This is a genomic window from Glutamicibacter sp. MOO4, from assembly GCF_056934395.1.
In genome coordinates, this window is sequence record NZ_CM167800.1 from 1,764,872 (window position 1) to 1,784,764 (window position 19,893).

The window sequence follows — 19,893 nt, forward strand, 5'->3', positions numbered from 1 at the left end:
ATGATTTGAATATCTTACGACTTCTTGAGCGAATCACTTAGTTCTCTGGTAATCATGGACTTCGTCGACCCACGAGCGCAGGGCGCTTTGCACAGCTTCGGGTTGGTCAATGTGTATGTTGTGTCCAGCGGCATCAATGATGCTTACGCGTGCATTCGGGTAACGGTTCAGCAATAGGCTCTGATCTTCATATCCGGTGACATGGTCTTGGCGCCCACAAACTATCCGCACTGGCACTGTGAGTTGAAAGTCCCGATCCAGTGGCAACGGATCAAGAACATAGCGCCTGGATAGCTTGGCCATTGCCCTAAGGTTTGCGGCCTTCAGACCAGGAAGCACCCACTGGGAAAAGTCGTGCCAGCTTTGTTCTGTTTGAACTACCGCGATGTCGGAGAACAGCTGCGCATCCGTTTCAGGGAGTGAATCGAGCAGCGCCGGATTGTGCACCACGACTGCTTGCTCAGGTAACGTCCGAGATTCTGCTTGGGGAAATACTGCCGTCGCCAACAGGAAGATGCCTTGCACGTTGTCCGCAAATCGATCCGCCATTTCTTGGCACAACAGTCCTCCCATCGAATTACCCAGCAACGCAAAAGGAGCACCTGCCGTCACGGATTCAATGGTGCTTTCTAACCAGTCAGCTAGCTCTGGCAGGCCTGCTACCCCGTCCAGCGCAGGACATTCACCAAATCCTGGAAGATCAATGTTGTGGAGTTCAAAAATCTCGCCGGAGAGGAGAGTCTGTTCAAACGGCTTCAGTATCCGATGATCAACTCCATTGCCATGGATCATAAATAACGGCATCGGCGCTTTGGTCGTTGTGTCCATAACTGCGGTATTGACTTCACTTTCAGCGATTGCGTTCCTGAACTGTGTGTTCGGCAACGCAACTAAGTCTACGAAAGAAGGCAGGGTCCAAGGTCAATTGGTCGGCGCAGGCAGGATACAGAATTCGTTTCCCGATGGGTCCAAAAATACACGCCAGGGAATCTCTCCCCATTCATGGTGGAATTCGCTTCCGCCAAGCTGCTCGACTCGTTCAACGATCTGTTCTACATCATCGTCTGGTTCTAAGCGTAGATCTAAATGAATTGAACTCTTGGAATCGGCCTTGTCCTGCTGTTGTGGCACTATGCCTAACAGTGGCCCGACCTTATTTGGGTGCTGGAGTACCGTGGGCGATTCTGCGCTCTGTTTCCAACCGGTCAGTGCTGACCAAAATTTGATATCGCGAACTGGATCGGCACTCCAGACTTCCACTGCTAATAACTTAAATCGACCCGAACCGTCGCCGGGCTCAACTACAAGGTAATCTCGCCCAGCACGGTCCTGTAGCTTCCTGCGCGGCGCGAGGTAATGAGCCGATGTTGCATAATCATCGGCATTCGATTCGATCACCACAGGAAATAGTCGCTGCGCTGAAACACCCGAGTCACTGACTGTCGGGAAGCAAAGATCCAGGAAGCTATTATCCGAAAACTGAAGTCTCGTTTCGTAGCCGCCGGAATTATCACTCAACGTTTCCGCACTGAACAGCTCTTCCCAGAAGATGCCCTGTTCATGCGGATTTGATGCGTCAAAGACCAGATTTTCCCAGTACATCTCGCCCCTCGATAATCAGTTTCTCGTAGTCCGATTTTTCTTGACTTTGAATTCTTAGCCCTGGCGCCAAGCGCTCAGCTGCTGCGAGGAAACTTCAGCCAGCCACTTCTGCCACAGCGGGCCGAAGCTCACGCGACGAACACCCAGTTCACGCAAGGCGGCAAGATCACCAGCAGCGTGAGCGGTCACCGGGTGAGCCGTCACGTTCACTGGAATGGATACGGCTTCAACAACTTGTTTCACTTGATCCGCACTGGACAGAGCCACGGGATATACGCTGCGAGCCCCGGCCTCTTCAAGCAACTTGATGCGGGCGATAGCTTCACCTAGCGGATCAGAAAATTGCTCGGACAGCTTCACCGCATCGGTTCGACCGTTGATCACAAAATCAACGCCAGCCGCATCTGCCGCTGAGCGAACACCGTGAATGTAGTCGGCGTGCTCTTGGCGGTCTCGCACGCGCTTACCTTCGCCGTGAACAACATCTTCAATGTTCACGCCCACTGCACCGGCAGCATAAACGCGTTCAAACAATTCCTCAGGCTTTAGTCCATAACCCGACTCAACATCGGCACTGACCGGGATTTCCACGGCACCGGTAATCCGCTGAACTACGGCAAGGTAGTCAGCAAAATCCATCTGCTCCCCATCGGCACTGCCGATGGAGTCTGCCACCGGGTGACTGCCGATAGTCAGGCTTTCAAACCCAGCTTCTTGGGCCAGCGAGGCACTGAATGTATCCCATACGGTGGGCATGACCAGTAGCTCTCCCGACTCGTGTAAGCGGGCTAGGTTCTGGGCGCGTTCTTTGAATACTGACAAGGTGACCTCCTGAAGAAAGTGGTTCGTGCTCAGTCTACGTAGCCGCAAGCATGTACCAAGGGACTATGGAAAACTCTCAGCTGCTTGATCAGTTGTGAGCTCTTGTCTCAGACTCAACCATGTACAGCAGAGTTTCATTCCTGCCACCGGTGCTGCCTGGATCTTCAGCCCTTCGTCCTACAAATCTCAGACCGGCCTTGATGAGCACCTTACTGGAACCGAAGTTTCGTGAATCGCAGGTCGCTTCAATCTGGCGAAGCTGCAAGAGCCGGAATCCTAGGTCTACCAGTGCGACTGCTACTTCGGTCCCCAAGCCCTGTCCCCAATAATCCTGATGCAGGGTGTAGCCAAGCTCGCCGATTCGTTGTTCTTCATTGGTGGTCCATACCGACGCTGTCCCAATGACCGCGCCACCAAACATGACCGCCATCATTAACCTGCCGGGCTTGGTCACCAGTGCGTCGCTCAGGAAGGCTTGAGACTCCTCAAGCTTGTTGGGACCCCACAGGCTATATCTGCACACCATCGGATCCGAGGCAAAGGAATGCAGTGCATCAATGTCAGTTTCCAAGAACTCGGCGAGCGCCAGAGACTTCGAGGTTGCAAAGATCCGTCGTGTGGGTTGAGCTGACGAACCCTCGACCGAATGTGCCACGTCAAGGCCCGGTACTTGTTCCACGTCCACTCCCCTTGAATCTGATTTTCCTGCCAGTCTAGGCGTTCATGGGCGGACCCTATCTGATTTTACTGCTGCGTGGGGAGGATATTTCGTGCCTATTAAGCGAGTTTGAGATTCACTGCAGTTTTTGGAATCGTGGCACGAACATGCCTTGACCTTGGTATGTACGCAACCGGAAGGAGAGCCATCGTGCTCGCACTGACCGATCAAGCATCATCCATCGTGACCGCAATCGTCACCAACCAGTCTGAGGCCGAAAAAGCAGGCCTGCGCATCCACCAGGCTGACGCTACGAACGCACCTGAAGAAGCAGCGTTTGCCATTCAGATTGTTCCTGAACCAGAAGAAACCGACACTGTTGTTTCGGGTGAAGGTAGCCCTGTCTACCTGGACGAGCTCATCGCCGATGACCTGGACGACAAGGTACTGGACGCAGCAGTGGACGAGCAGGGCGGCGTCAGCTTCCAGATCCTAGTACAGAACTAATAGTTCTAGAGCACTACCCCACAGACTTCCAGTGAGAGCCACCTACTTTGGTGGCTCTCACTGTGTTTAAGCCCTAAGCCGGTGTTGGACCAAACGGGTTCGCAGGTTGGGCCGATCCGGTCAAGAATGGCTATATGCCTTTTGCTGATCAACTTATCGGTGTAGACGTAGCCGAACGCCTCGTACACGAAATCCACGCAGTCGACCCGCAGTGTTCTCTAGAAAATCTTCGTAGCGCAACAAAGATTCTGGATCCGCTGAGTCTGCGTGAACGCTCGGATGCTCTGCGCGATGCCCTGCTTGCCGACTACCCTGAGTCATATACGCAGCTGGCGAATGTGGTGAAGAAGGCTGCTGAAACTTCGCAGACCTTTAGCGGGTGGATGATCTGGCCGGTGACCTCCGCCGTGGCAACCCGTGCCGCCAGTGAAAATACGACAGCGTCATTTACCGATGCCATGGCGCTGCTGGGTTTGCTCACCCCACGATTGTCCTCGGAATTTGCGATTAGGGTTTTGCTCAAGCATGATCTCCCCGCAGCGCTGAATCTTGTCCAACAGTGGACCGACTCATCCGATGAGCATGTTCGCAGGCTAGCAAGCGAAGGCACGCGTCCTTATTTGCCTTGGGCGGTCAGGGTTCCACAGATCGTGAATGACCCGGCCTGCACTATTCCAATTCTTGATGCGCTTTACCGTGATGAAAGTGAGTACGTTAGGCGCTCGGTGGCTAACCACCTGAACGACATCAGTCGCCACGATCCCGAACTAGTCACCTCAACAGCCCAGCGCTGGATGCAAGCGCCAGAGGCCACAACACCAAAACTCGTCAAGCATGCACTGCGCACGCTGATCAAAAAAGGTAATCCTGCGGCGTTGGCGCTGCTTGGTTTTGGCACTCCGACGGTTGAGATCAACGGGCCATTGATCCACGAATCCCAGGTTCCTTGGGGCGGAACCGTGAACTTCACCGCGACTGTCCGCAATACCGGTGCCGAGCCTACACAGCTTGCCATCGACTACGTGCTGCACCACCAAAAGGCCAATGGATCAACCACAGCCAAGGTCTTTAAGCTAGCGACTCGCACCCTGTCCCCAGACGAAACCCTTGATATTGCCCGTTCGCATTCCTTCAAGGCCATTACGACTCGTCGCTACTACCCCGGAACGCATTCAGTGTCCCTGCAAGTTAATGGTGTGCCTACCGATACTGCAGAGTTTGAGCTCATGCCCGAACTCACCGATAAATCTTCCTAGTTACGGGAAGAGCTTCTGAACCAAAGCCAACCTAGGTTCACCCCTGGGCAAGTACCGTTAGCTCTTGCAAACCTGGCTTCCAGTACCCAGCCCGAATGGCAGTGAATTCTCGGCAACACTCGGCTCCCAACTCATCGAGCGCTCGGAGGTATTCAGGGACTATCTCGCGTGGAAGTCGTAGCCCCATGGTCAGATGCGGGATCCATCGTGGCCCGTGTCCAACAGTGTTCACTTCACTGATGGTTCGGCCCGCGTGTTCTAACTGAGGGGAAGTTTCCAATAACCAGGCAACGGTTTGTTTGCGTTTGGTTCCGAAAACCACCGTTCCCACTCGTTTGAGTTGTGCCGGGATCACTGCCGGCAGCAGGTCCGTGGCGCAATGGATCACTTCGTCGGCTAGTTTTGGCGCGAAAGTAATGCTGATATGTGGAGTCTGATTCTGTAGGGGAAATCCCTGCAGGGCTAACGCTGCAAAGATTTCACGAACCTGTTGTTCCTCCGACTCGGATAAGTGCAACAAGATGTTTTCTGGTGACCTACTCATCTTTATCACTCCCCGTTCAGCTTGCTCTTCGTTGTAGTTTCTCACGCTTAGTGTTCTCGATTCGGCCGATCCTCTGGTTGACGCTTTGCAGCGTGTGGGACAGGATGAGCGTCAAAGCCTTACATGCGCAGCGCTACTCTCAACCGGGCTGCGTGTAAGTTCGCTGACGGTTGATGGGTGAAACAACATGGCAACGCGTGAAGTTAATGGCGTGAAATTAGGTATCGAAAGTTTCGGCGATGATACTGATCCGCTCATGCTGCTCATTGGTGGAACCACCATGCTTTCGTGGCCCGATGCGCTGTGTGAAAAAATCGCCCATGCTGGCCGAAATGTAGTGCGTTACGACTTACGTGACTGTGGAGAATCCGATACCGAAGATCCTATGAACCCGAAATACACGCTGCGCGATCTCGCTGCGGATGCTGTTGCTCTGGCACAAAGTTTAGATCCACGTCCTGCACATCTAGCTGGCATTGGCGTGGGCGGCATGGTCGCTCAAGTAGCGGCGCTGGATGCTCCAAATGCTTTCTCTGCTCTCACGCTATACGGAACACGACCTGTCGCACCGGGCCCTGTTGATGAAGATTTACCGGAACATGATCAGCAGATCATGGGCCAGTTATTCTCTTCGTCCATGCCCGATTGGACGGATCGCGAAGCCGTAGCGGACAGTTCGGCCATTGGCGCCGGCATCTTGGGTGATGATCCAGTTCAAGCACGGCACACTGCCTCGCGTATTTGGGACCGGACCTCTCCCAACACTGTGCCAGTACACATGGCCAATCAGCTGGGCATCGTTTTCTCAAAAATTGATTGCACTCCGCGTTGGCGAGAACGCTTGGGGTCGCTTCAGATACCTACCTTAGTGATCCACGGTGCCAAGGATCCGTTCTTCCCGCTCGGAAACGGCCAAGCCCTGGCCCGCGAGATCCCCGGGGCCACATTGCTCGTCTTAGACCAGGCCTCTACTGCTATCCCCGATCACAGCGTTCAAGAGATTTCTGACGCGATGTTAGGGCTGGAAAAGTCTTGAGCTCATTACCCTAGACAACGGCTACGGACTTGGGCATTGTTGGTCAAACACAGACTTTGACGTGAACAAACTGGAGGACCCTCATGGCCGAGGCTTACATCATCGATGCACTTCGAACTCCAGTGGGGCGGCGCGGAAAGGCGCTTTCCCAAGTCCATCCCCTAGATCTTGCTGCTTTTCCGCTCGCTGAGCTGGTGCAAAGAAACAACATTGATTCTGACCAATACGACGAGATCATTCTTGGCTGTATCGACCAGGTAGGTCCTCAAGCAATGGACATCGCCCGTAATGCGTGGCTAGCGGCTGGACTCTCCGAGTTAGTCCCCGGAACCACCGTTGAACGACAGTGCGGTTCAGGACAGCAAGCGGTGTCCTATGCAGCCCAAGCGGTCGCTAGTGGCAGCAGTGATCTGATCATCGCTGGCGGAGTTCAGTCAATGTCTAGCATTCCGTTGTCCTATTCCAACACGGCAGCCACCGACTTTGGATTCCCGGATCCCTACACCGGCTCCAAGCTGTGGGCAGCCCGCTACGGAGACCAAGAAATCTCGCAATTCCGCGGAGCCGAAATGATGGCTCAACACTGGGGATTTTCGCGTGAACAATTAGAGGACTTCGCGGTCACCTCCCATGAACGGGCCCTGGCTGCTCAAGCGCGAGGATATTTTGACCGAGAAATCCTGGCCATGGATCAGTTGCAGACAGATGAAGGTCCCAGGGCCGTGGACCGCGGCAAGATGGCAAGTCTCGCGCCAATCGTCCACGACGGACGGCATACCGCAGCCACTGCATCCCAGATGTCTGACGGTGCGGCCATGCTATTGATCGCTTCCGAAGCAGCAGTAAAACGTTACGGTCTAAAACCACGGGCCCGCATCCACCACGTCTCTGCGCGTGCAGATGATCCAATAATGATGCTTTCCGCACCGATTCGTGCCACCAAGTACGCGTTGGAACGCACCGGTATGGCCATGGCGGACATGGACCGTATCGAAATCAATGAGGCCTTCGCTTCAGTGGTACTGGCATGGCAGAAGGAAACCGGTGCCGACATGTCTAAGGTCAATGTTAACGGCGGCGCCATTGCGCTGGGCCATCCCATCGGCGCCACCGGCGCACGTTTAATGACTTCGCTACTACACGAGCTAGAACGTAGTGACACGCGTTGGGGCTTGCAAACCATGTGCGAAGGTGGCGGACAAGCCAACGTCACCATCATTGAACGACTCTAAAACTATCCGGCGACAAGGGATCTCACTATGAGTTCATGGACAGAAAAGTCAGCAACGGCCCGCGATGATTCGAACACTATCCCCGCATTGCTTCAACGTGGTGTCTTGCGCAATCCGCTGGCCACAGCACTGAAATTCGAGGACCGCACGTGGACCTATCAAGCTCTAGCGATAGCAGTGAATCAAGTTGCAGGCAGACTGAAGGCGCTTGATCTACCCACAGGATCTCGAGTCGCGGCCTTTGCCGCCAACAGTGATGCCTACGCCATCTTGTTCTTGGCCTGCGCCTCAACAGGGTTGGTTCATGTGCCGGTGAATTTCGCTTTGAAGGGTGATGAGCTGCGCTACCTGCTACAAGATTCTGGGGCTTCTCTGGTGATCGCAGACCAACCTCGCCAACAGCTGGTCCAAGAACTGGCAGACCGCCACGAATTGCCCGAGGTGCGTGAAATCTGGTCTCTGCTGCCTCTCGAAGGAAACGAGAACAGTGTTTTGGCAACGGCCTTGAGCAAGGAGAATTCCGAAGAATACTCAGGCGTGAAAATCACCAGTACTGACCTCGTTCAGTTGCTCTACACCTCTGGAACAACCTCGGCACCGAAAGGTGCGATGATGACCCACGGTGCCCTAATTGCCCAATACGTATCGGCCATCATCGCCCTAGATCTGGATGCCGAAGACCGCCCGTTGATTGCAATGCCGCTTTATCATTCTGCAGCGATGCACGTGTTCTTATTGCCTTATCTAGCTCTCGGCGCCAGCGTCCGTTTACTTTCCAAACCGGATATCGCTGAAATTTTAGAGCTCGTTGAATCCGAACATATTGGCTCCTTGTTCCTGGCCCCAACGGTTTGGGTTCCGTTGAGCAACCATCCGGACTTGGCAACACGGGATCTCAGCTCGCTGGCGAAAGCTCAATATGGCGCATCGATTATGCCGGTAACTGTGTTGTCCCGGTTACGTGAACGCTATCCAAAAATCGGCTTCTACAACTGTTTTGGACAGTCTGAATTGGGGCCGTTGTGCTCGGTATTGAGGCCAGAAGAACACGAAGCCAGGCCAGCCTCTTGTGGTCGTCCGGTCTTCTTCGTTGAGGCAAGAGTTGTCAATGCGCAGGGCATGCTTGCCGAACCCGGAGAACCCGGTGAAATTCAATATCGTTCTCCTCAAGTGATGAACGGGTATTGGAACAAGCCTGAAGAAACTGAGCAAGCGTTTATTGATGGTTGGTTCCGCTCTGGTGACCAAGTTGTCAAAGATCGTTCCGGCTACATTCAAGTAGTGGATCGCATCAAGGATGTCATCAACACCGGAGGTGTTTTGGTGGCACCCCGCGAGGTTGAGGACTGCATCTATGAACTGCCAGAAGTTGCGGAAGTCGCTGTTGTTGGCATCGATGACGAACGATGGATAGAAGCGGTCACCGCTGTAGTGGTGCTCAGAGAAGGCACGCATCTGACCGCCCAAACGGTGCGAGACCATGTGAAATCTCGCATGGCTGGTTACAAGGTGCCCAAACGCGTTGACTTTGTCGCCCAGCTGCCCCGCAACCAATCGGGCAAACTACTTAAACGTGAACTTCGGGCTGAACGGGCCGCTACCGGAGGCCCCGAGAATGGCCACTGATCCTTGGATGAAATTTGATCTGAGCACACCGCTAGATACCGATTATTTATCGGCTTTTAGCTCAGTGACCAGTGCGGACCGCGAGCACTGGACACGGGCCCGTCAATTCGCTGAAGAGGTCTTCCCTGTTATCAACGAGCACTGGGACAAGGCACACTATCCCGTTGAATTGGTTAGGAGGATGGGCGAGCTTGATCTGCTCACCGACGGGCTGGATATCGCCGGACACGCGAAGTTTTCACCTCTGGCGGCCGGATTGGTGACCATGGAGATTTCCCGCGCCGATGGCTCTATGGCTGCTGCCGCTGCCGTTCAAGGTGGACTGGTTCTACGCAGCTTGAAATTATTCGCAACACCCGAACAACAAGAGCAGTATTTGGAACCGGTCGCCACCGGAAAACTGCTCGGTGGCTTCGCCCTCACCGAGCCGCACCACGGCTCCGACTCTGTCAGCCTTGAGACTTCCGCCCGCAAAGATGGTGAGGAATGGGTGCTCAACGGCAATAAAAAATGGATAGGAAATGGTGCAGTCGGCGGCATCACTATCGTCTGGGCTCGCGATGAGACTGACGGTCAGATCAAGGGATTCATCGTTGACCAACAAACTCACGGCTACGAAGCAACACCCGTTCAAGGCAAAGGCGTACTACGGGCCATCGAGCAAGCCGAGATCAGACTTCATGAGGTGCGTGTTCCGGGCACTGCCCTATTAGCCAACGCCACGTCGTTCAAGGATGTATCAAAGGCCCTAGTGGAAACCCGAGTGAACGTGGGCTGGTCCGCCCTAGGTCACGCCCTATTCTTGTTTGAGGCGGCGTTGCAGTACGCCAAGGAACGTGAACAATTTGGCAAGCGGCTTGGTGCTCATCAAATTGTGCAATCGCTCCTTGCACAGATGCTCTCGGAACTGACGAACATGCAATTACAGTGCGTCGCGGTCGCAGCCGAACAAGCCGCGGGCAACCTCCGTCCAGCCCAAGCCTCGCTGCTGAAGTACCACAACACCCGGGCAGCTCGCCGGGTGGCAGCAACGGCCAGAGATATGCTCGGCGGCAACGGCATCCTGCTGGAAAATCACGTCATACGCCATGTTGGAGATATTGAAGCGCTACATACCTATGAGGGAACCGAAACTATTCAAGCGCTCATTCTCGGTAGAGACCTCACCGGCTTCAGTGCATTTGGCTAAGTGGGATGGCTAAGATATTCATGATGTGCACTACGTGCCTAGCTTGCGTTGCAAAGGACTAAATATGGCTTATCTCGTTGATTTTAAAGATATGTCCACCGTGGGATTAGAGACTTCTCCGGTCGCCGAAGCCTTGGCTGGGTTGCGTGCCAACGAGGCGCGATATCTGAAGAATAAATTTGATCATGACCTAGTGCTTGAGGATGCAGCTCAGAGCGCAGAAGTGGTCCAGTGGGTACACAATATTCTGCTGAAAGAACGCGAATTAGAAATCGCTTCTCGTCCCCTGCAGGCTTGCGTCTTTGAGGCAGATGGCGCCAAGCGAGCCTACGTTTTTTATGAGTCAGGATTATCCATCAATGTCCTCTATGGACTAGCCGACGGTGAAAAACGCGCAGTGGGCTTCAAACTCTCCGACGGAATGGAAGTGCCCGAAGAGCTGGCAGATAAGTTCAAGTTCGCGCGCCAGAAGTCAAAGCTCGCCGGAACCATCCGCGGATCCTATTTTGTGATTAAGGGCCAGTACTAACCCCCCAGTTGCCGGTAGCCGTCTTGCGCCGCTTCGCGTAGGAATTCTTCTGGCCACAAGACCCTCAAATCGCTAGAGAACCTGAAGTTCTCTAGCGATTTTTTGTCCGCGTGTGCTTGGCCGATTTCCTGCGCTAATTGTTCAAGGTGTCCTTGTTGCCGGAGAACAAAGTCGCTGTCTACTGGTTCACCGTGGCCTGGGATTACCGTATGCCCGGGCTTGATTAGCTCTAATAAGGAAGCCAGTACTGCTGCCCAGCCTTGTGGTTTTGACCCTTCCCCAAACATGGGCGGACCGGATTCTTCGATGATGTCTCCAAGGAACCAGACTCCGGCATCGGGGACCAACACGGCTAGGTCCGTTTCCGTATGCCCAGGTCCCAATGGCAACAATTCTAGGATGCGGCTGCCGAGAACTACTTTGCTGGCTGTCTTGATGGGCCTGCTAGGAGGCGTGAGAATCACGTCATGCCAGCCCCGGTCCCTTTCGGACTGTGGCTGCTTTTGAGCTTGTTTCAGAAGCGGTTGTTCATATTCCTGGAAATGTGTCGGGATCAGATGATGTCCGTAAATAGGTATCCCTGCATCCTGAAATACCTGATTTCCAAAAGTGTGATCATAGTGCGCGTGAGTGTTGACTACGGCAACGATCGGCAGCGCCGATAGTTCTGCAACGTCACGAATGATCTCTTGCGCTTCTTCGGGGTTGTTACGTGTATCGATAACCGTAGCTCCGGTGGGGCCAAGGACCACACCTACCGAAACATCGGCAGGGTTGTAACGCCGGTGAAAGACTTTGTCGCCTACTTCTAACCACTGATTACTGGGCAAGTTATCTCCTAGTTGTGTGCTCTACACATGACGCGTACACCGGCAACGGCTACCTCCGATTATCCGCTGATGTGTTTGATCTCAACGCGGCGGATTACAGTCAAAGTCTCGCCTGTAATCAACTGGATGACTAGGCTAGGTAAATGGCCACTGTAATTCTTGTGCGGCATGGCCGCACCACCGCCAACGCTTCTGGCGTGCTGGCCGGACGAACACCTGGAGTCAGCCTCGACGAGACCGGTGAGGCACAGGCAGAACGCACTGCCACCAGACTCGCAACAATTCCACTGGCCGGCATCGTTTCAAGCCCGTTAGAGCGTTGTCAGCAGACCGCCGGCTTCATTATCCGGCACCAGATGAACCCACCAAGCCTTGAGTCGGCTGAAGATCTGACCGAATGTGATTACGGCAGCTGGCAGGGCAGCAAGCTCAGTGAACTCTCCGTTCAGGCCCTTTGGTCGAAGGTCCAAGCTAACCCCTCGGCAGTCACCTTCCCTGACGGTGAATCCATGGCTGGAATGCAAGCCCGTGCTGTGGCAGAAATTCGCAGATTAGATGCGGACTTTGAAGCTAAGCACGGACCTGACGCGGTATGGGTGGCGGTCAGCCATGGCGATATCATCAAATCAGTATTGGCCGACGCATTGGGAATGCATCTTGATCTTTTCCAACGTATCAACGTGGGACCGGCTTCAGCATCGATTGTGCATTACGGTTCTGGCTCCCCCACGGTGCACTCGGTCAATACCGAAGATGGGGATCTTTCCTGGTTGGCCCCGGGACTAAAAACAGTCGACGCCCCTGTGGGCGGCGGAGCAGGACACTAAGGAAGTAGACATGGCGGAAATAGTCCACGATTTTAATTGGCCCGATCGAGTTGTCATTGGCACCGTCGGCGAGCCGGGCTCACGTACCTTCTATTTGCAGGCACGCGCTGGATCAACAATGACCAGTATCGCCTTGGAAAAGCAGCAAGCTGCAGTCGTAGCTGAGATGATTGACGAAATTCTTGATCAAGTCTCTACGATCTCCGGTAATGCTTTCAGCGTTCCGACTCACACTCCGGTGGAGCTAGTAGATAACGATCCACTGGAAGAGGTCGAAGAGGCCTTCCGCGCCGGATCAATGAACCTTGGTTGGGACGCCACCGTGGCACAGGTTGTGCTGGAAGCCTTCTCGCTGAACGAAGAAAATCCTGAGTCGGAACCTGAGGCAGTGATGCACGTGCGGATGCCAGTTGGCACAGCTCGTGCCTTCGCAATGCGTACCCATGAAATTGTGGCTGCCGGACGCCCCGTATGTTCGACTTGTGGCTACCCGATTGATCCAGATGGTCATACCTGTCAGGGACCAGAACTTTCATGACGCCATCTGATCTGCTCACCGATGAACTGGAACTCACCGGTCGAATCACCACCGCTTCTAATGCCACGTTTTTGGGCACCATCGGTGAGCTGAGTGTGGTTTACAAACCTGTTGACGGTGAAAAACCTTTGTGGGATTTTCCAGACCACACCCTAGCTAACCGGGAAGTTGCGGCGTACCTGGTTTCTGAAGCGCTGGGCTGGAATGTAGTGCCACGTACCTGGTTGCGTGAAGGCCCACTGGGTAACGGCATGGTGCAACTATGGCAAGATGTAGACCCTGAACAGCACGCCGTTGATCTAGTGGCCAGCGACAAGCTTCCCGCCACAGGTTGGCAAACGGTTCTGCATGGGCAAGATGAGAGTGGAGCGCAGGTGAGCCTGCTGCACGAAGATAGTATTCAACTGCGTCGAATGGCAGTCTTTGACGTCTTGGTGAACAACGCAGACCGCAAAGGCAACCACGTTCTAGCTATGCCCGATGGCCATCGATTCGGTGTAGATCATGGGCTGAGTTTCCATGAAGAACACAAATTGCGCACGGTTCTCTGGGGTTGGATTGGGCAGCCGCTGTCCGAGGAAGAAATCGACGGCATCGACCGGATTATCACCTTACTTGATGCGCAGCTCGGCGAGCAGCTTTCCCAGTTACTGAGTATTGCTGAGCTAACAGCGTTCAAGGACCGATGCCTCAGTTTGCGTAAGAATGCAGTCTTTCCGGGCCCCAGCGGTGAAATGCCGGCTGTGCCTTGGCCACTGTTTTAGCAGTAGCTTGTTGACCGGTCAGGCTAGAAAAATCTGGATCTCATGAAGTCTCACCTGCGCCAGAACACGCGGGGCGTCCTGCCAACTAGAGATTGAGAAATTTCTTGAGCAGGCCCAAGACTCCTCGAGACTCACGCGCGCCGGAATTAGCCTGACGGTTTGCCGTCCGCTCAGCCTCGTGGGCATATTCCAACGCCAGTTCATCCTGACCGTCAAAGGCATGAAGTGCTTCACTGAGCGCTCCGATAACCAGCAAGTCGATATGAATTCCGCTGAGTTTTCCCGTTTCGTCTCTGCTCTCTACTACGGGGAATACCCGTTCTGGCCGAGCAATCAGAATGGCAATGTTTTCGCCGTCAACAGCTTTAGGCAATGTGGTGATCAGGGAGCCGAGTGGACCGTCAATTTCTGTATCCATCCGGTCGAACCACCCGGAACCGTCGCTGGGCGAAATGACAGTATCAAACCACGTATCTGGATCAGACGGCATATTGGGCACGATAGCTTCGGCATCGCTCATCGCAACACTGGACATCTCCGAGCTCGGGATACCTCGTAGATTTGGCATGCCCGCCCGTTGGTCTACCAACCGCGTCCCCGCTTCGACATGACTTGGCTCGAACGTGGCAGGGGCAACTGAGACAGTTGGCTGATCAGAGAGGACCAGGCTCAGATAGGCTGGTCGACTCAACGCTAGATCGTAGCTTTCTGGTACTTGGGCAATGGTTGCCACAACCTTGTAATCACCAGGCGGGATACTCAGCACACTAGGGGTCTGCAGCAGTAGCGGATCGCTGATAGCCAATTGACCCGAGGACACACGAAGCTTGCCGAACTCGAAGGTCTCAAATGTTGCAGGCTGGCCGTCAGGAAGACGGAACACTCCAGTTTGAAGGGCCAATAGTCCGTCTGCGCGCATCACAGTTCTCCTCGTCTTCCCCATCTGGTGATGGCCTGATCCTCTTTTACGTCAGCGTACTCGCACCTAGATCTCGTACTTGGATCATCCACCCCAGGATCGTAGGTAATGCCCAGGCGGACAGGCACAATGGAACTATGAATGCTCACGCTATTTTTGCCGATTTCATCCAACGTCCCATCGACGCAGCCCATCGAATCCCAGAACTGAACGCTGAGCAATTGAACGCTCATCCCGGAAATCACCCGAACTCCGTGGCATGGCTGCTCTGGCACACCGGCCGCGAGATTGATGTTCAGCTTTCGCACTTGTACGGAAAACCTGAAGTATGGGAGTCCTACCGGGACCTTTTTGATCTGGGTGAACTCGGTGACTCAGTTGGATACGGGCACACCGAAGAGCAAGCTCGTCAGATTCAGGTCTCGGATCGTCAGCTGTTGGTTGACTATGTCGAAGCCTGCCTTCAAGCTCTAGCCGAATACATCAACGTGTTGACCGAAACCGACTTTGCTGAAGTGATCGATACGAGTTGGGAGACTCCAGTAACCCGCGGGGTGCGCCTCGTTTCCATCATTGACGATGCCACACAACACATTGGCCAGGCCGCCTACGCTGCCGGAGCAGTCACCGCCAACAGCTAGCGGTTTCTTGGAAAGCCTCTTCGTGCGTTGAGACCGGCTACAACGGTTTCACCATGATCAAGCAGGGTGTCCCAGGACCCCACAGGTCAGTTTCTTCTACTGCGAGAAATCCGCACCGCTCATAAAAGTGTCGCGTCCGGGCATAACCAACGTCCGGATGCGATGCTCCGAGAGTTTTGACTTCTAAAAGACGTACCCCACGGGCCCGTGCATCAGCCTCGATGGCGTTCATCATGGCGGTGCCGACGCCTGTACCGTGGGCCTGACGGTCCACTAGGGTCAGATGTATTTCAGCCGCATGCGCGAAGTGCCGATCAACAAGCGTTATTCCGAGGACCGCACCTGACTGATCACGGACCGTCCACGTTTCCTTGGTGTGTGCGGCTTGGATGTATTCGTCGTTGGCCTCGGGCTGGCCAAACCATTCGGGCACCGTAGCCAATAAACGTACAACGTCTTCTGGCACTGGCTCATCAAGCTTCGCGGTCCAGCTTTTGCCGGTTTTATTGCGTTGTTGATGCTCTTCCCAATCTTTGCGTAGCAAGCCGTAGACCCACGAATCCGAAGTATCGCCATTGACCGTGCAGTCTTGACGCAAGGTGCCTTCAAGCTGAAACCCTAGCTTCTCTAAGACCCTGGCCGAAGCGATATTTCTCGTGTCCGCTTCAGCTTGAACCCGGTTAAGATCAAGGGTTGTGTAAGCCCAGTCCAGCACCGCTCCAACCGCTTCAGTGGCGTAACCATTGCCCCAAGCATCTTCGTTGAAGCAGTACCCCAACGAAGCACTGCGGAACTCTGGGTCCCACGAATTGAAGGTGCACCAGCCCAGGAACGAGGCGTCGGAACTATGCTCAATTGCCAGACGGACGCCAGTTCCTTCTTCTGCCATACGATTGCAGGCGACGATGAACCGGTGGGCTGCCGCTGGGTCATCCCAGGGTGGCGAGTCCCAGTAGCGCAGCACAGTGGCGTTACTCTGTAGGGCAAACAGCTCCGCGGCATCCGCTTCGGTAAAGGCACGCAGCTTCAGCCTCGCGGTATGCAAGGTTGGTATGGGCAATGCTGGAGCAGGCGATGTCATACAAGGCATCCTGCCATGAATACAGCGAGCTCACGAGGTATTCGAGGGTGCACTTTTCTAGGTCTGAACAGGCTCAAGGTATTGCTCTGCAGTAAAAACGGACGGTAATCTACCCACTAGGTGCCGTTTGGCCCTTCCTCTAGTAATGACAGGTCAGCCCATGTCCTTCCAGGCGTATCTAGACACCATCGAGAAAAAGACACATCTGACACCTCGCCAGCTTGTGGCTATCGCCCACGAAAAAGGCCTCGATGCACCGGGAGTCAAAGCTGGTGAAATCTTGACTTGGTTGAAGGAAGACTACGAGCTGGGGCGCGGTCACGGCATGGCACTGGTTCACGTCATCCAAAAGGGACCAACGATCAGCAGCAAACATGTCGGGACCGATGGTGTCCACAGCGATGAGTCAGAGACGTTGTGGCTCGACGGCATAGCTAGCAAACCTTCGGCAAAATAAGACCAATAAACAATTCTGCTTTCTCATCACCGCATTCGGAGCAGACAAAAACGTCGCAGCGAAGCGACCATAGGAAAAAAGTGCCTCGATGCCCCATTCTCATCCGCGTCCACTTTTTGATCCGGAGCCAGAGGCCTTACTGACTTCGGCCACCGACGAGCTCCCGCCAACTCTGACCGCTGAGATGATTCCGCTACTGCGCGAAGCTAACCCTGTCGAAGTGCCTCCAGAGCAAGTTCTTGCCGGCACCGGGATCATCCGCCGCGACGTCACCATCAAAGGCTTTGAGGGTGCAGAAATCGTGGTCTCGGTTTTGCAACGTGAGGGGCGAACCGGAAGCGGTCCAGGTATTTACTACACCCACGGTGGCGGAATGGTCATCGGTGACCGGTAGGCTGGGCTGAGCCAGTTCCTTCCTTGGGTTATCGAAAACGACGCGGTGGCAGTCACCGTCGAGTATCGTCTTGCTCCAGAATTCCCTGATCCCTACCCTGTAGAGGATTGCTACGCAGGGTTGGTGTGGACCAGCGATCATGCTGAGGAACTCGGTATTGATCCCACCCAACTAATAGTCGCCGGGGCCAGCGCCGGAGGCGGATTGGCTGCAGGCATTGCGCTGCTGGCTAGGGATCGAAAGGGCCCGGCATTGGCCGGCCAAGTGCTCATTTATCCGATGCTTGATGACCGCGACAACACCATCTCTACCTCTCAGATTGATGGAGAAGATATTTGGGATCGCAGCAGTAATGTGATGGGCTGGACCGCTCTCCTCGGCGAGCGCAAGGGCACCGACGACGTGTCGATCTATGCTGCTCCAGCCCGGGCCACGGACTTGTCGGGGCTTCCACGCACGTTTATCGATTGCGGATCTGCTGAGGTCTTCCGAGATGAAGATGTCGCCTATGCAACTGCGCTTTGGCAGGCTGGCGTCCAAGCAGAACTACATGTGTGGCCTGGTGGCTTCCACGGCTTTGATATGAGCGCTCCGGACTCTGTGCTGGGCAAGAAGATGATTTCCACCCGGAGCCAATGGATTGCCCAGCTCTTCAATAGCTAGAAAGCGCTTCGTAAACTTCATCCTTGAAGAAAGCCGCGTCCACATGGGGACAAAGACATCACCTATCCGCGCAACAAAGACTCTCAGTTTGGCAATGTGGGGCTCTGGGGCCCCGGACATTAGACTTCGAAAAGCTTTAGGCCGTCAATGTCCTGTGCTTCCCAGACATCAAATGCGTCTGTCTCGACCGCTACGCGAGCAAGAGGCAAAAGTCGTTGTGCCGCTTCTTCTGATTCGAACATTGCCAAGCCGACAAGTCGACCCGTTGTGGCATCTTGAAGCGTATGGACACCGATAAGTCCGTCATGACCGCGCATTGCGGCACCAAACCTGTGCATGGAGTCGACTAGCGCATCTCGGTGCTCGGGATGTGGGGTGTGGATAGACACAACCGTATACATGGCACCAAGAGTAGCACCGCAGAAACTTTAGGATCAGATCCGCTTTCCTTAGTCCTCAATAAGTTCAGCGAGCTGCGCAGTAACTAAACTCCACCCTTCAAGGAGCCCCAGCTCATCGTGTTGTGCTCGGGCAGCAGTATCGGCATGCCGGGCCACAATACGGTAGAGGGTGCCTTCGACGTGATCGGTCAGTGTCACTTCACCTGTTACTGAAACCGGCATCGGGTTGGCCGGACGCAACGTACTATCCACCGCGTTAGTGAAGACGATGCGCTCTTCAGCGTCAACAGCTAAGAAGGCCGCGTCCATATGAGGTACAAAGCTCTTGCCGTCTTCGCTCATCTGGGTGACAAAGCCTCCACCTGCCTGTGCGTCAAAGCTCTCGACCTGGCAGAGATACGGCTTGGGGATCCACCACTGGGCAAAGAGATCCGGCTGGGTCCATGCGTTCCACACGGCCGCGCGCGGAGCACGAATGACGCGCTCGATAACAAGATCAAGGTCAGGATTCATGAGGTTCTCTTTCTGAGTCGCTTCGTTCTGATGCACTTCGAAGTGTAGCGACTCAAACGTCTTGAATCTCGAATAATCGGTACAGCAAAGATTCGGTCTGGTGCGGACTGCTAACTATCCCGCTTTTCCGTCATCAGCGTCTTGTATTTCTTGCAATGGTAGGACATTGTTCAGGTAAGAAGATAAGGAGGGTGGCGTGGTCATGAGAACAACAAGTCACAACGATTGGGCCACCATTCCCAACGGGATCACGGTGCTTCGATTCTTACTGGTCGTTCCCATCTGCATCTTATTGATTTCTGATGCCCGCCCTGTTCTCACCGCGATACTGTTATTGGCTTTTGGCCTGAGTGACTGGGTGGATGGCTTTATTGCTCGCAAGTTCGGTCAAGTATCAAGACTCGGAATCCTACTGGACCCCATCGCTGATCGACTGGGCATCGTTTCTATCGCCATAGCCCTCGTTGCCAGCGGCTTGATTCCGTTATGGATTGGTCTGGTGGTTTTCCTGACCGACCTGACTCTGCTTTGTACCTACTTTGTTCTGCGCCTGTCCGCGCCACCAGGTTCAACGATGCTCGGGAAGTTCAGAACCGCACTGTTCATGCTCGGTTTGGCGTTTGTCGCGGTAGGACGCATCGATGAACTTTCATGGCTTGCTCTGCCAGGGATTTACATTCTCTCCGCATCGACAGTGCTGCATTTGGTGGTTGGTTTCGGTTACCTGCTCATCATGCGTACCGAAGCTAGAAAACAAAAAACCGAGCAGTGAGGATACAAAGTATCAAGCCGACAAAAATCGGCCGAGGACAACTCACAATCGAGTGATATGTTCAGGCCTCGGCCGATTCGCAAAGGTTCGCT

The 19,893-nt window shown here is 54.3% G+C and carries 25 protein-coding genes; 15 read left to right on the forward strand and 10 right to left on the reverse strand.

Going from position 1 to position 19,893, the window contains the following annotated elements; all coding sequences use genetic code 11:
* Positions 1 to 33: 33 nt before the first annotated feature.
* From AC1Z3F_RS08175 to AC1Z3F_RS08190, 4 genes are all read right to left on the reverse strand, one after another.
* Positions 34 to 828 (reverse strand): alpha/beta fold hydrolase, encoded by a 795-nt coding sequence (locus tag AC1Z3F_RS08175; protein ID WP_483565504.1) that lies wholly within the window; start codon positions 826 to 828, stop codon positions 34 to 36.
* Positions 829 to 921: 93 nt separating this feature from the next.
* The gene (locus AC1Z3F_RS08180; protein WP_131088667.1) at positions 922 to 1,602 is read right to left on the reverse strand and encodes a VOC family protein; all 681 of its coding nucleotides are present in this window, start codon (positions 1,600 to 1,602) and stop codon (positions 922 to 924) included.
* Positions 1,603 to 1,656: 54 nt separating this feature from the next.
* Positions 1,657 to 2,424 carry an isocitrate lyase/PEP mutase family protein gene (locus tag AC1Z3F_RS08185; protein ID WP_131088668.1) on the reverse strand — a complete coding sequence of 256 codons (768 nt, stop codon included), beginning with the start codon at positions 2,422 to 2,424 and terminating at the stop codon, positions 1,657 to 1,659.
* Between the two features lie 88 nt (positions 2,425 to 2,512).
* Positions 2,513 to 3,103: a GNAT family N-acetyltransferase gene (locus AC1Z3F_RS08190; RefSeq protein ID WP_444613823.1), complete on the reverse strand. Its 591-nt coding sequence runs from the start codon at positions 3,101 to 3,103 to the stop codon at positions 2,513 to 2,515.
* A gap of 189 nt (positions 3,104 to 3,292) precedes the next feature.
* Here AC1Z3F_RS08190 and AC1Z3F_RS08195 point away from each other — a divergent pair, with 189 nt between their 5' ends.
* Together AC1Z3F_RS08195 and AC1Z3F_RS08200 are read left to right on the forward strand one after the other, a co-directional pair.
* Positions 3,293 to 3,589 (forward strand): Fe-S cluster assembly protein HesB, encoded by a 297-nt coding sequence (locus AC1Z3F_RS08195; protein WP_131088670.1) that lies wholly within the window; start codon positions 3,293 to 3,295, stop codon positions 3,587 to 3,589.
* 134 nt (positions 3,590 to 3,723) lie between these two features.
* A complete protein-coding gene (locus tag AC1Z3F_RS08200) occupies positions 3,724 to 4,845 on the forward strand; it encodes a DNA alkylation repair protein (RefSeq protein ID WP_483565505.1) in 1,122 nt (373 codons plus the stop codon).
* Positions 4,846 to 4,882: 37 nt separating this feature from the next.
* Here AC1Z3F_RS08200 and AC1Z3F_RS08205 read toward each other — a convergent pair whose 3' ends face one another.
* Entirely contained in the window at positions 4,883 to 5,389 is a 507-nt protein-coding gene (locus AC1Z3F_RS08205) for a 2'-5' RNA ligase (protein WP_131088672.1), read from the reverse strand.
* Between the two features lie 187 nt (positions 5,390 to 5,576).
* Here AC1Z3F_RS08205 and AC1Z3F_RS08210 point away from each other — a divergent pair, with 187 nt between their 5' ends.
* The 5 genes from AC1Z3F_RS08210 (at position 5,577) to AC1Z3F_RS08230 (ending at position 11,001) form a co-directional block, all read left to right on the forward strand.
* A complete protein-coding gene (locus AC1Z3F_RS08210; RefSeq protein WP_131088673.1) occupies positions 5,577 to 6,425 on the forward strand; it encodes an alpha/beta fold hydrolase in 849 nt (282 codons plus the stop codon).
* 83 nt (positions 6,426 to 6,508) lie between these two features.
* Positions 6,509 to 7,657: an acetyl-CoA C-acetyltransferase gene (locus AC1Z3F_RS08215; RefSeq protein ID WP_131088674.1), complete on the forward strand. Its 1,149-nt coding sequence runs from the start codon at positions 6,509 to 6,511 to the stop codon at positions 7,655 to 7,657.
* Between the two features lie 27 nt (positions 7,658 to 7,684).
* Positions 7,685 to 9,283: a fatty acyl-CoA synthetase gene (locus tag AC1Z3F_RS08220; RefSeq protein ID WP_262199675.1), complete on the forward strand. Its 1,599-nt coding sequence runs from the start codon at positions 7,685 to 7,687 to the stop codon at positions 9,281 to 9,283.
* Complete coding sequence (locus AC1Z3F_RS08225) at positions 9,273 to 10,472, forward strand: acyl-CoA dehydrogenase family protein (RefSeq protein WP_444613830.1); 1,200 nt, start codon at positions 9,273 to 9,275, stop codon at positions 10,470 to 10,472. The genes AC1Z3F_RS08220 and AC1Z3F_RS08225 overlap by 11 nt, the downstream gene beginning before the upstream one ends.
* A 64-nt stretch (positions 10,473 to 10,536) precedes the next feature.
* A complete protein-coding gene (locus AC1Z3F_RS08230) occupies positions 10,537 to 11,001 on the forward strand; it encodes a phage tail protein (protein ID WP_483565506.1) in 465 nt (154 codons plus the stop codon).
* On the opposite strand, the gene AC1Z3F_RS08235 is transcribed toward AC1Z3F_RS08230, so the two are convergent.
* Complete coding sequence (locus AC1Z3F_RS08235) at positions 10,998 to 11,831, reverse strand: MBL fold metallo-hydrolase (protein WP_483565507.1); 834 nt, start codon at positions 11,829 to 11,831, stop codon at positions 10,998 to 11,000. The genes AC1Z3F_RS08230 and AC1Z3F_RS08235 overlap by 4 nt on opposite strands.
* Positions 11,832 to 11,974: 143 nt before the next feature.
* Between AC1Z3F_RS08235 and AC1Z3F_RS08240 the strand changes: the two genes are divergently transcribed.
* The 3 genes from AC1Z3F_RS08240 to AC1Z3F_RS08250 are packed head-to-tail and all read left to right on the forward strand — an operon-like array spanning position 11,975 to position 13,960.
* Positions 11,975 to 12,658, forward strand: a complete 684-nt coding sequence (locus AC1Z3F_RS08240) for an MSMEG_4193 family putative phosphomutase (RefSeq protein WP_131088679.1) — start codon at positions 11,975 to 11,977, stop codon at positions 12,656 to 12,658.
* A 10-nt stretch (positions 12,659 to 12,668) separates the two neighbouring features.
* Positions 12,669 to 13,196, forward strand: a complete 528-nt coding sequence (locus AC1Z3F_RS08245) for a DUF3090 domain-containing protein (protein WP_131088680.1) — start codon at positions 12,669 to 12,671, stop codon at positions 13,194 to 13,196.
* Positions 13,193 to 13,960: an SCO1664 family protein gene (locus AC1Z3F_RS08250; RefSeq protein WP_483565508.1), complete on the forward strand. Its 768-nt coding sequence runs from the start codon at positions 13,193 to 13,195 to the stop codon at positions 13,958 to 13,960. The genes AC1Z3F_RS08245 and AC1Z3F_RS08250 overlap by 4 nt, the downstream gene beginning before the upstream one ends.
* An 85-nt stretch (positions 13,961 to 14,045) precedes the next feature.
* On the opposite strand, the gene AC1Z3F_RS08255 is transcribed toward AC1Z3F_RS08250, so the two are convergent.
* Positions 14,046 to 14,879 carry a hypothetical protein gene (locus AC1Z3F_RS08255; RefSeq protein ID WP_483565509.1) on the reverse strand — a complete coding sequence of 278 codons (834 nt, stop codon included), beginning with the start codon at positions 14,877 to 14,879 and terminating at the stop codon, positions 14,046 to 14,048.
* Between the two features lie 137 nt (positions 14,880 to 15,016).
* Between AC1Z3F_RS08255 and AC1Z3F_RS08260 the strand changes: the two genes are divergently transcribed.
* Positions 15,017 to 15,520 carry a mycothiol transferase gene (locus tag AC1Z3F_RS08260; protein WP_483565510.1) on the forward strand — a complete coding sequence of 168 codons (504 nt, stop codon included), beginning with the start codon at positions 15,017 to 15,019 and terminating at the stop codon, positions 15,518 to 15,520.
* Between the two features lie 37 nt (positions 15,521 to 15,557).
* On the opposite strand, the gene AC1Z3F_RS08265 is transcribed toward AC1Z3F_RS08260, so the two are convergent.
* Complete coding sequence (locus AC1Z3F_RS08265; RefSeq protein WP_483565511.1) at positions 15,558 to 16,601, reverse strand: GNAT family N-acetyltransferase; 1,044 nt, start codon at positions 16,599 to 16,601, stop codon at positions 15,558 to 15,560.
* Positions 16,602 to 16,761: 160 nt separating this feature from the next.
* Here AC1Z3F_RS08265 and AC1Z3F_RS08270 point away from each other — a divergent pair, with 160 nt between their 5' ends.
* From AC1Z3F_RS08270 to AC1Z3F_RS08280, 3 genes are all read left to right on the forward strand, one after another.
* Positions 16,762 to 17,058 carry a DUF4287 domain-containing protein gene (locus AC1Z3F_RS08270; protein WP_444613836.1) on the forward strand — a complete coding sequence of 99 codons (297 nt, stop codon included), beginning with the start codon at positions 16,762 to 16,764 and terminating at the stop codon, positions 17,056 to 17,058.
* An 88-nt stretch (positions 17,059 to 17,146) separates the two neighbouring features.
* The gene (locus AC1Z3F_RS08275; protein ID WP_444613837.1) at positions 17,147 to 17,452 is read left to right on the forward strand and encodes a hypothetical protein; all 306 of its coding nucleotides are present in this window, start codon (positions 17,147 to 17,149) and stop codon (positions 17,450 to 17,452) included.
* A gap of 30 nt (positions 17,453 to 17,482) precedes the next feature.
* Positions 17,483 to 18,115, forward strand: coding sequence for an alpha/beta hydrolase fold domain-containing protein (locus tag AC1Z3F_RS08280; protein WP_483566945.1), 633 nt, complete (start codon positions 17,483 to 17,485; stop codon positions 18,113 to 18,115).
* Between the two features lie 119 nt (positions 18,116 to 18,234).
* On the opposite strand, the gene AC1Z3F_RS08285 is transcribed toward AC1Z3F_RS08280, so the two are convergent.
* Both AC1Z3F_RS08285 and AC1Z3F_RS08290 read right to left on the reverse strand, forming a co-directional pair.
* Positions 18,235 to 18,504, reverse strand: coding sequence for a hypothetical protein (locus tag AC1Z3F_RS08285; protein ID WP_483565512.1), 270 nt, complete (start codon positions 18,502 to 18,504; stop codon positions 18,235 to 18,237).
* Positions 18,505 to 18,564: 60 nt separating this feature from the next.
* Complete coding sequence (locus tag AC1Z3F_RS08290; protein ID WP_483565513.1) at positions 18,565 to 19,029, reverse strand: SRPBCC domain-containing protein; 465 nt, start codon at positions 19,027 to 19,029, stop codon at positions 18,565 to 18,567.
* Between the two features lie 202 nt (positions 19,030 to 19,231).
* Here AC1Z3F_RS08290 and AC1Z3F_RS08295 point away from each other — a divergent pair, with 202 nt between their 5' ends.
* Entirely contained in the window at positions 19,232 to 19,801 is a 570-nt protein-coding gene (locus AC1Z3F_RS08295) for a CDP-alcohol phosphatidyltransferase family protein (RefSeq protein WP_483565514.1), read from the forward strand.
* Positions 19,802 to 19,893: the final 92 nt, after the last annotated feature.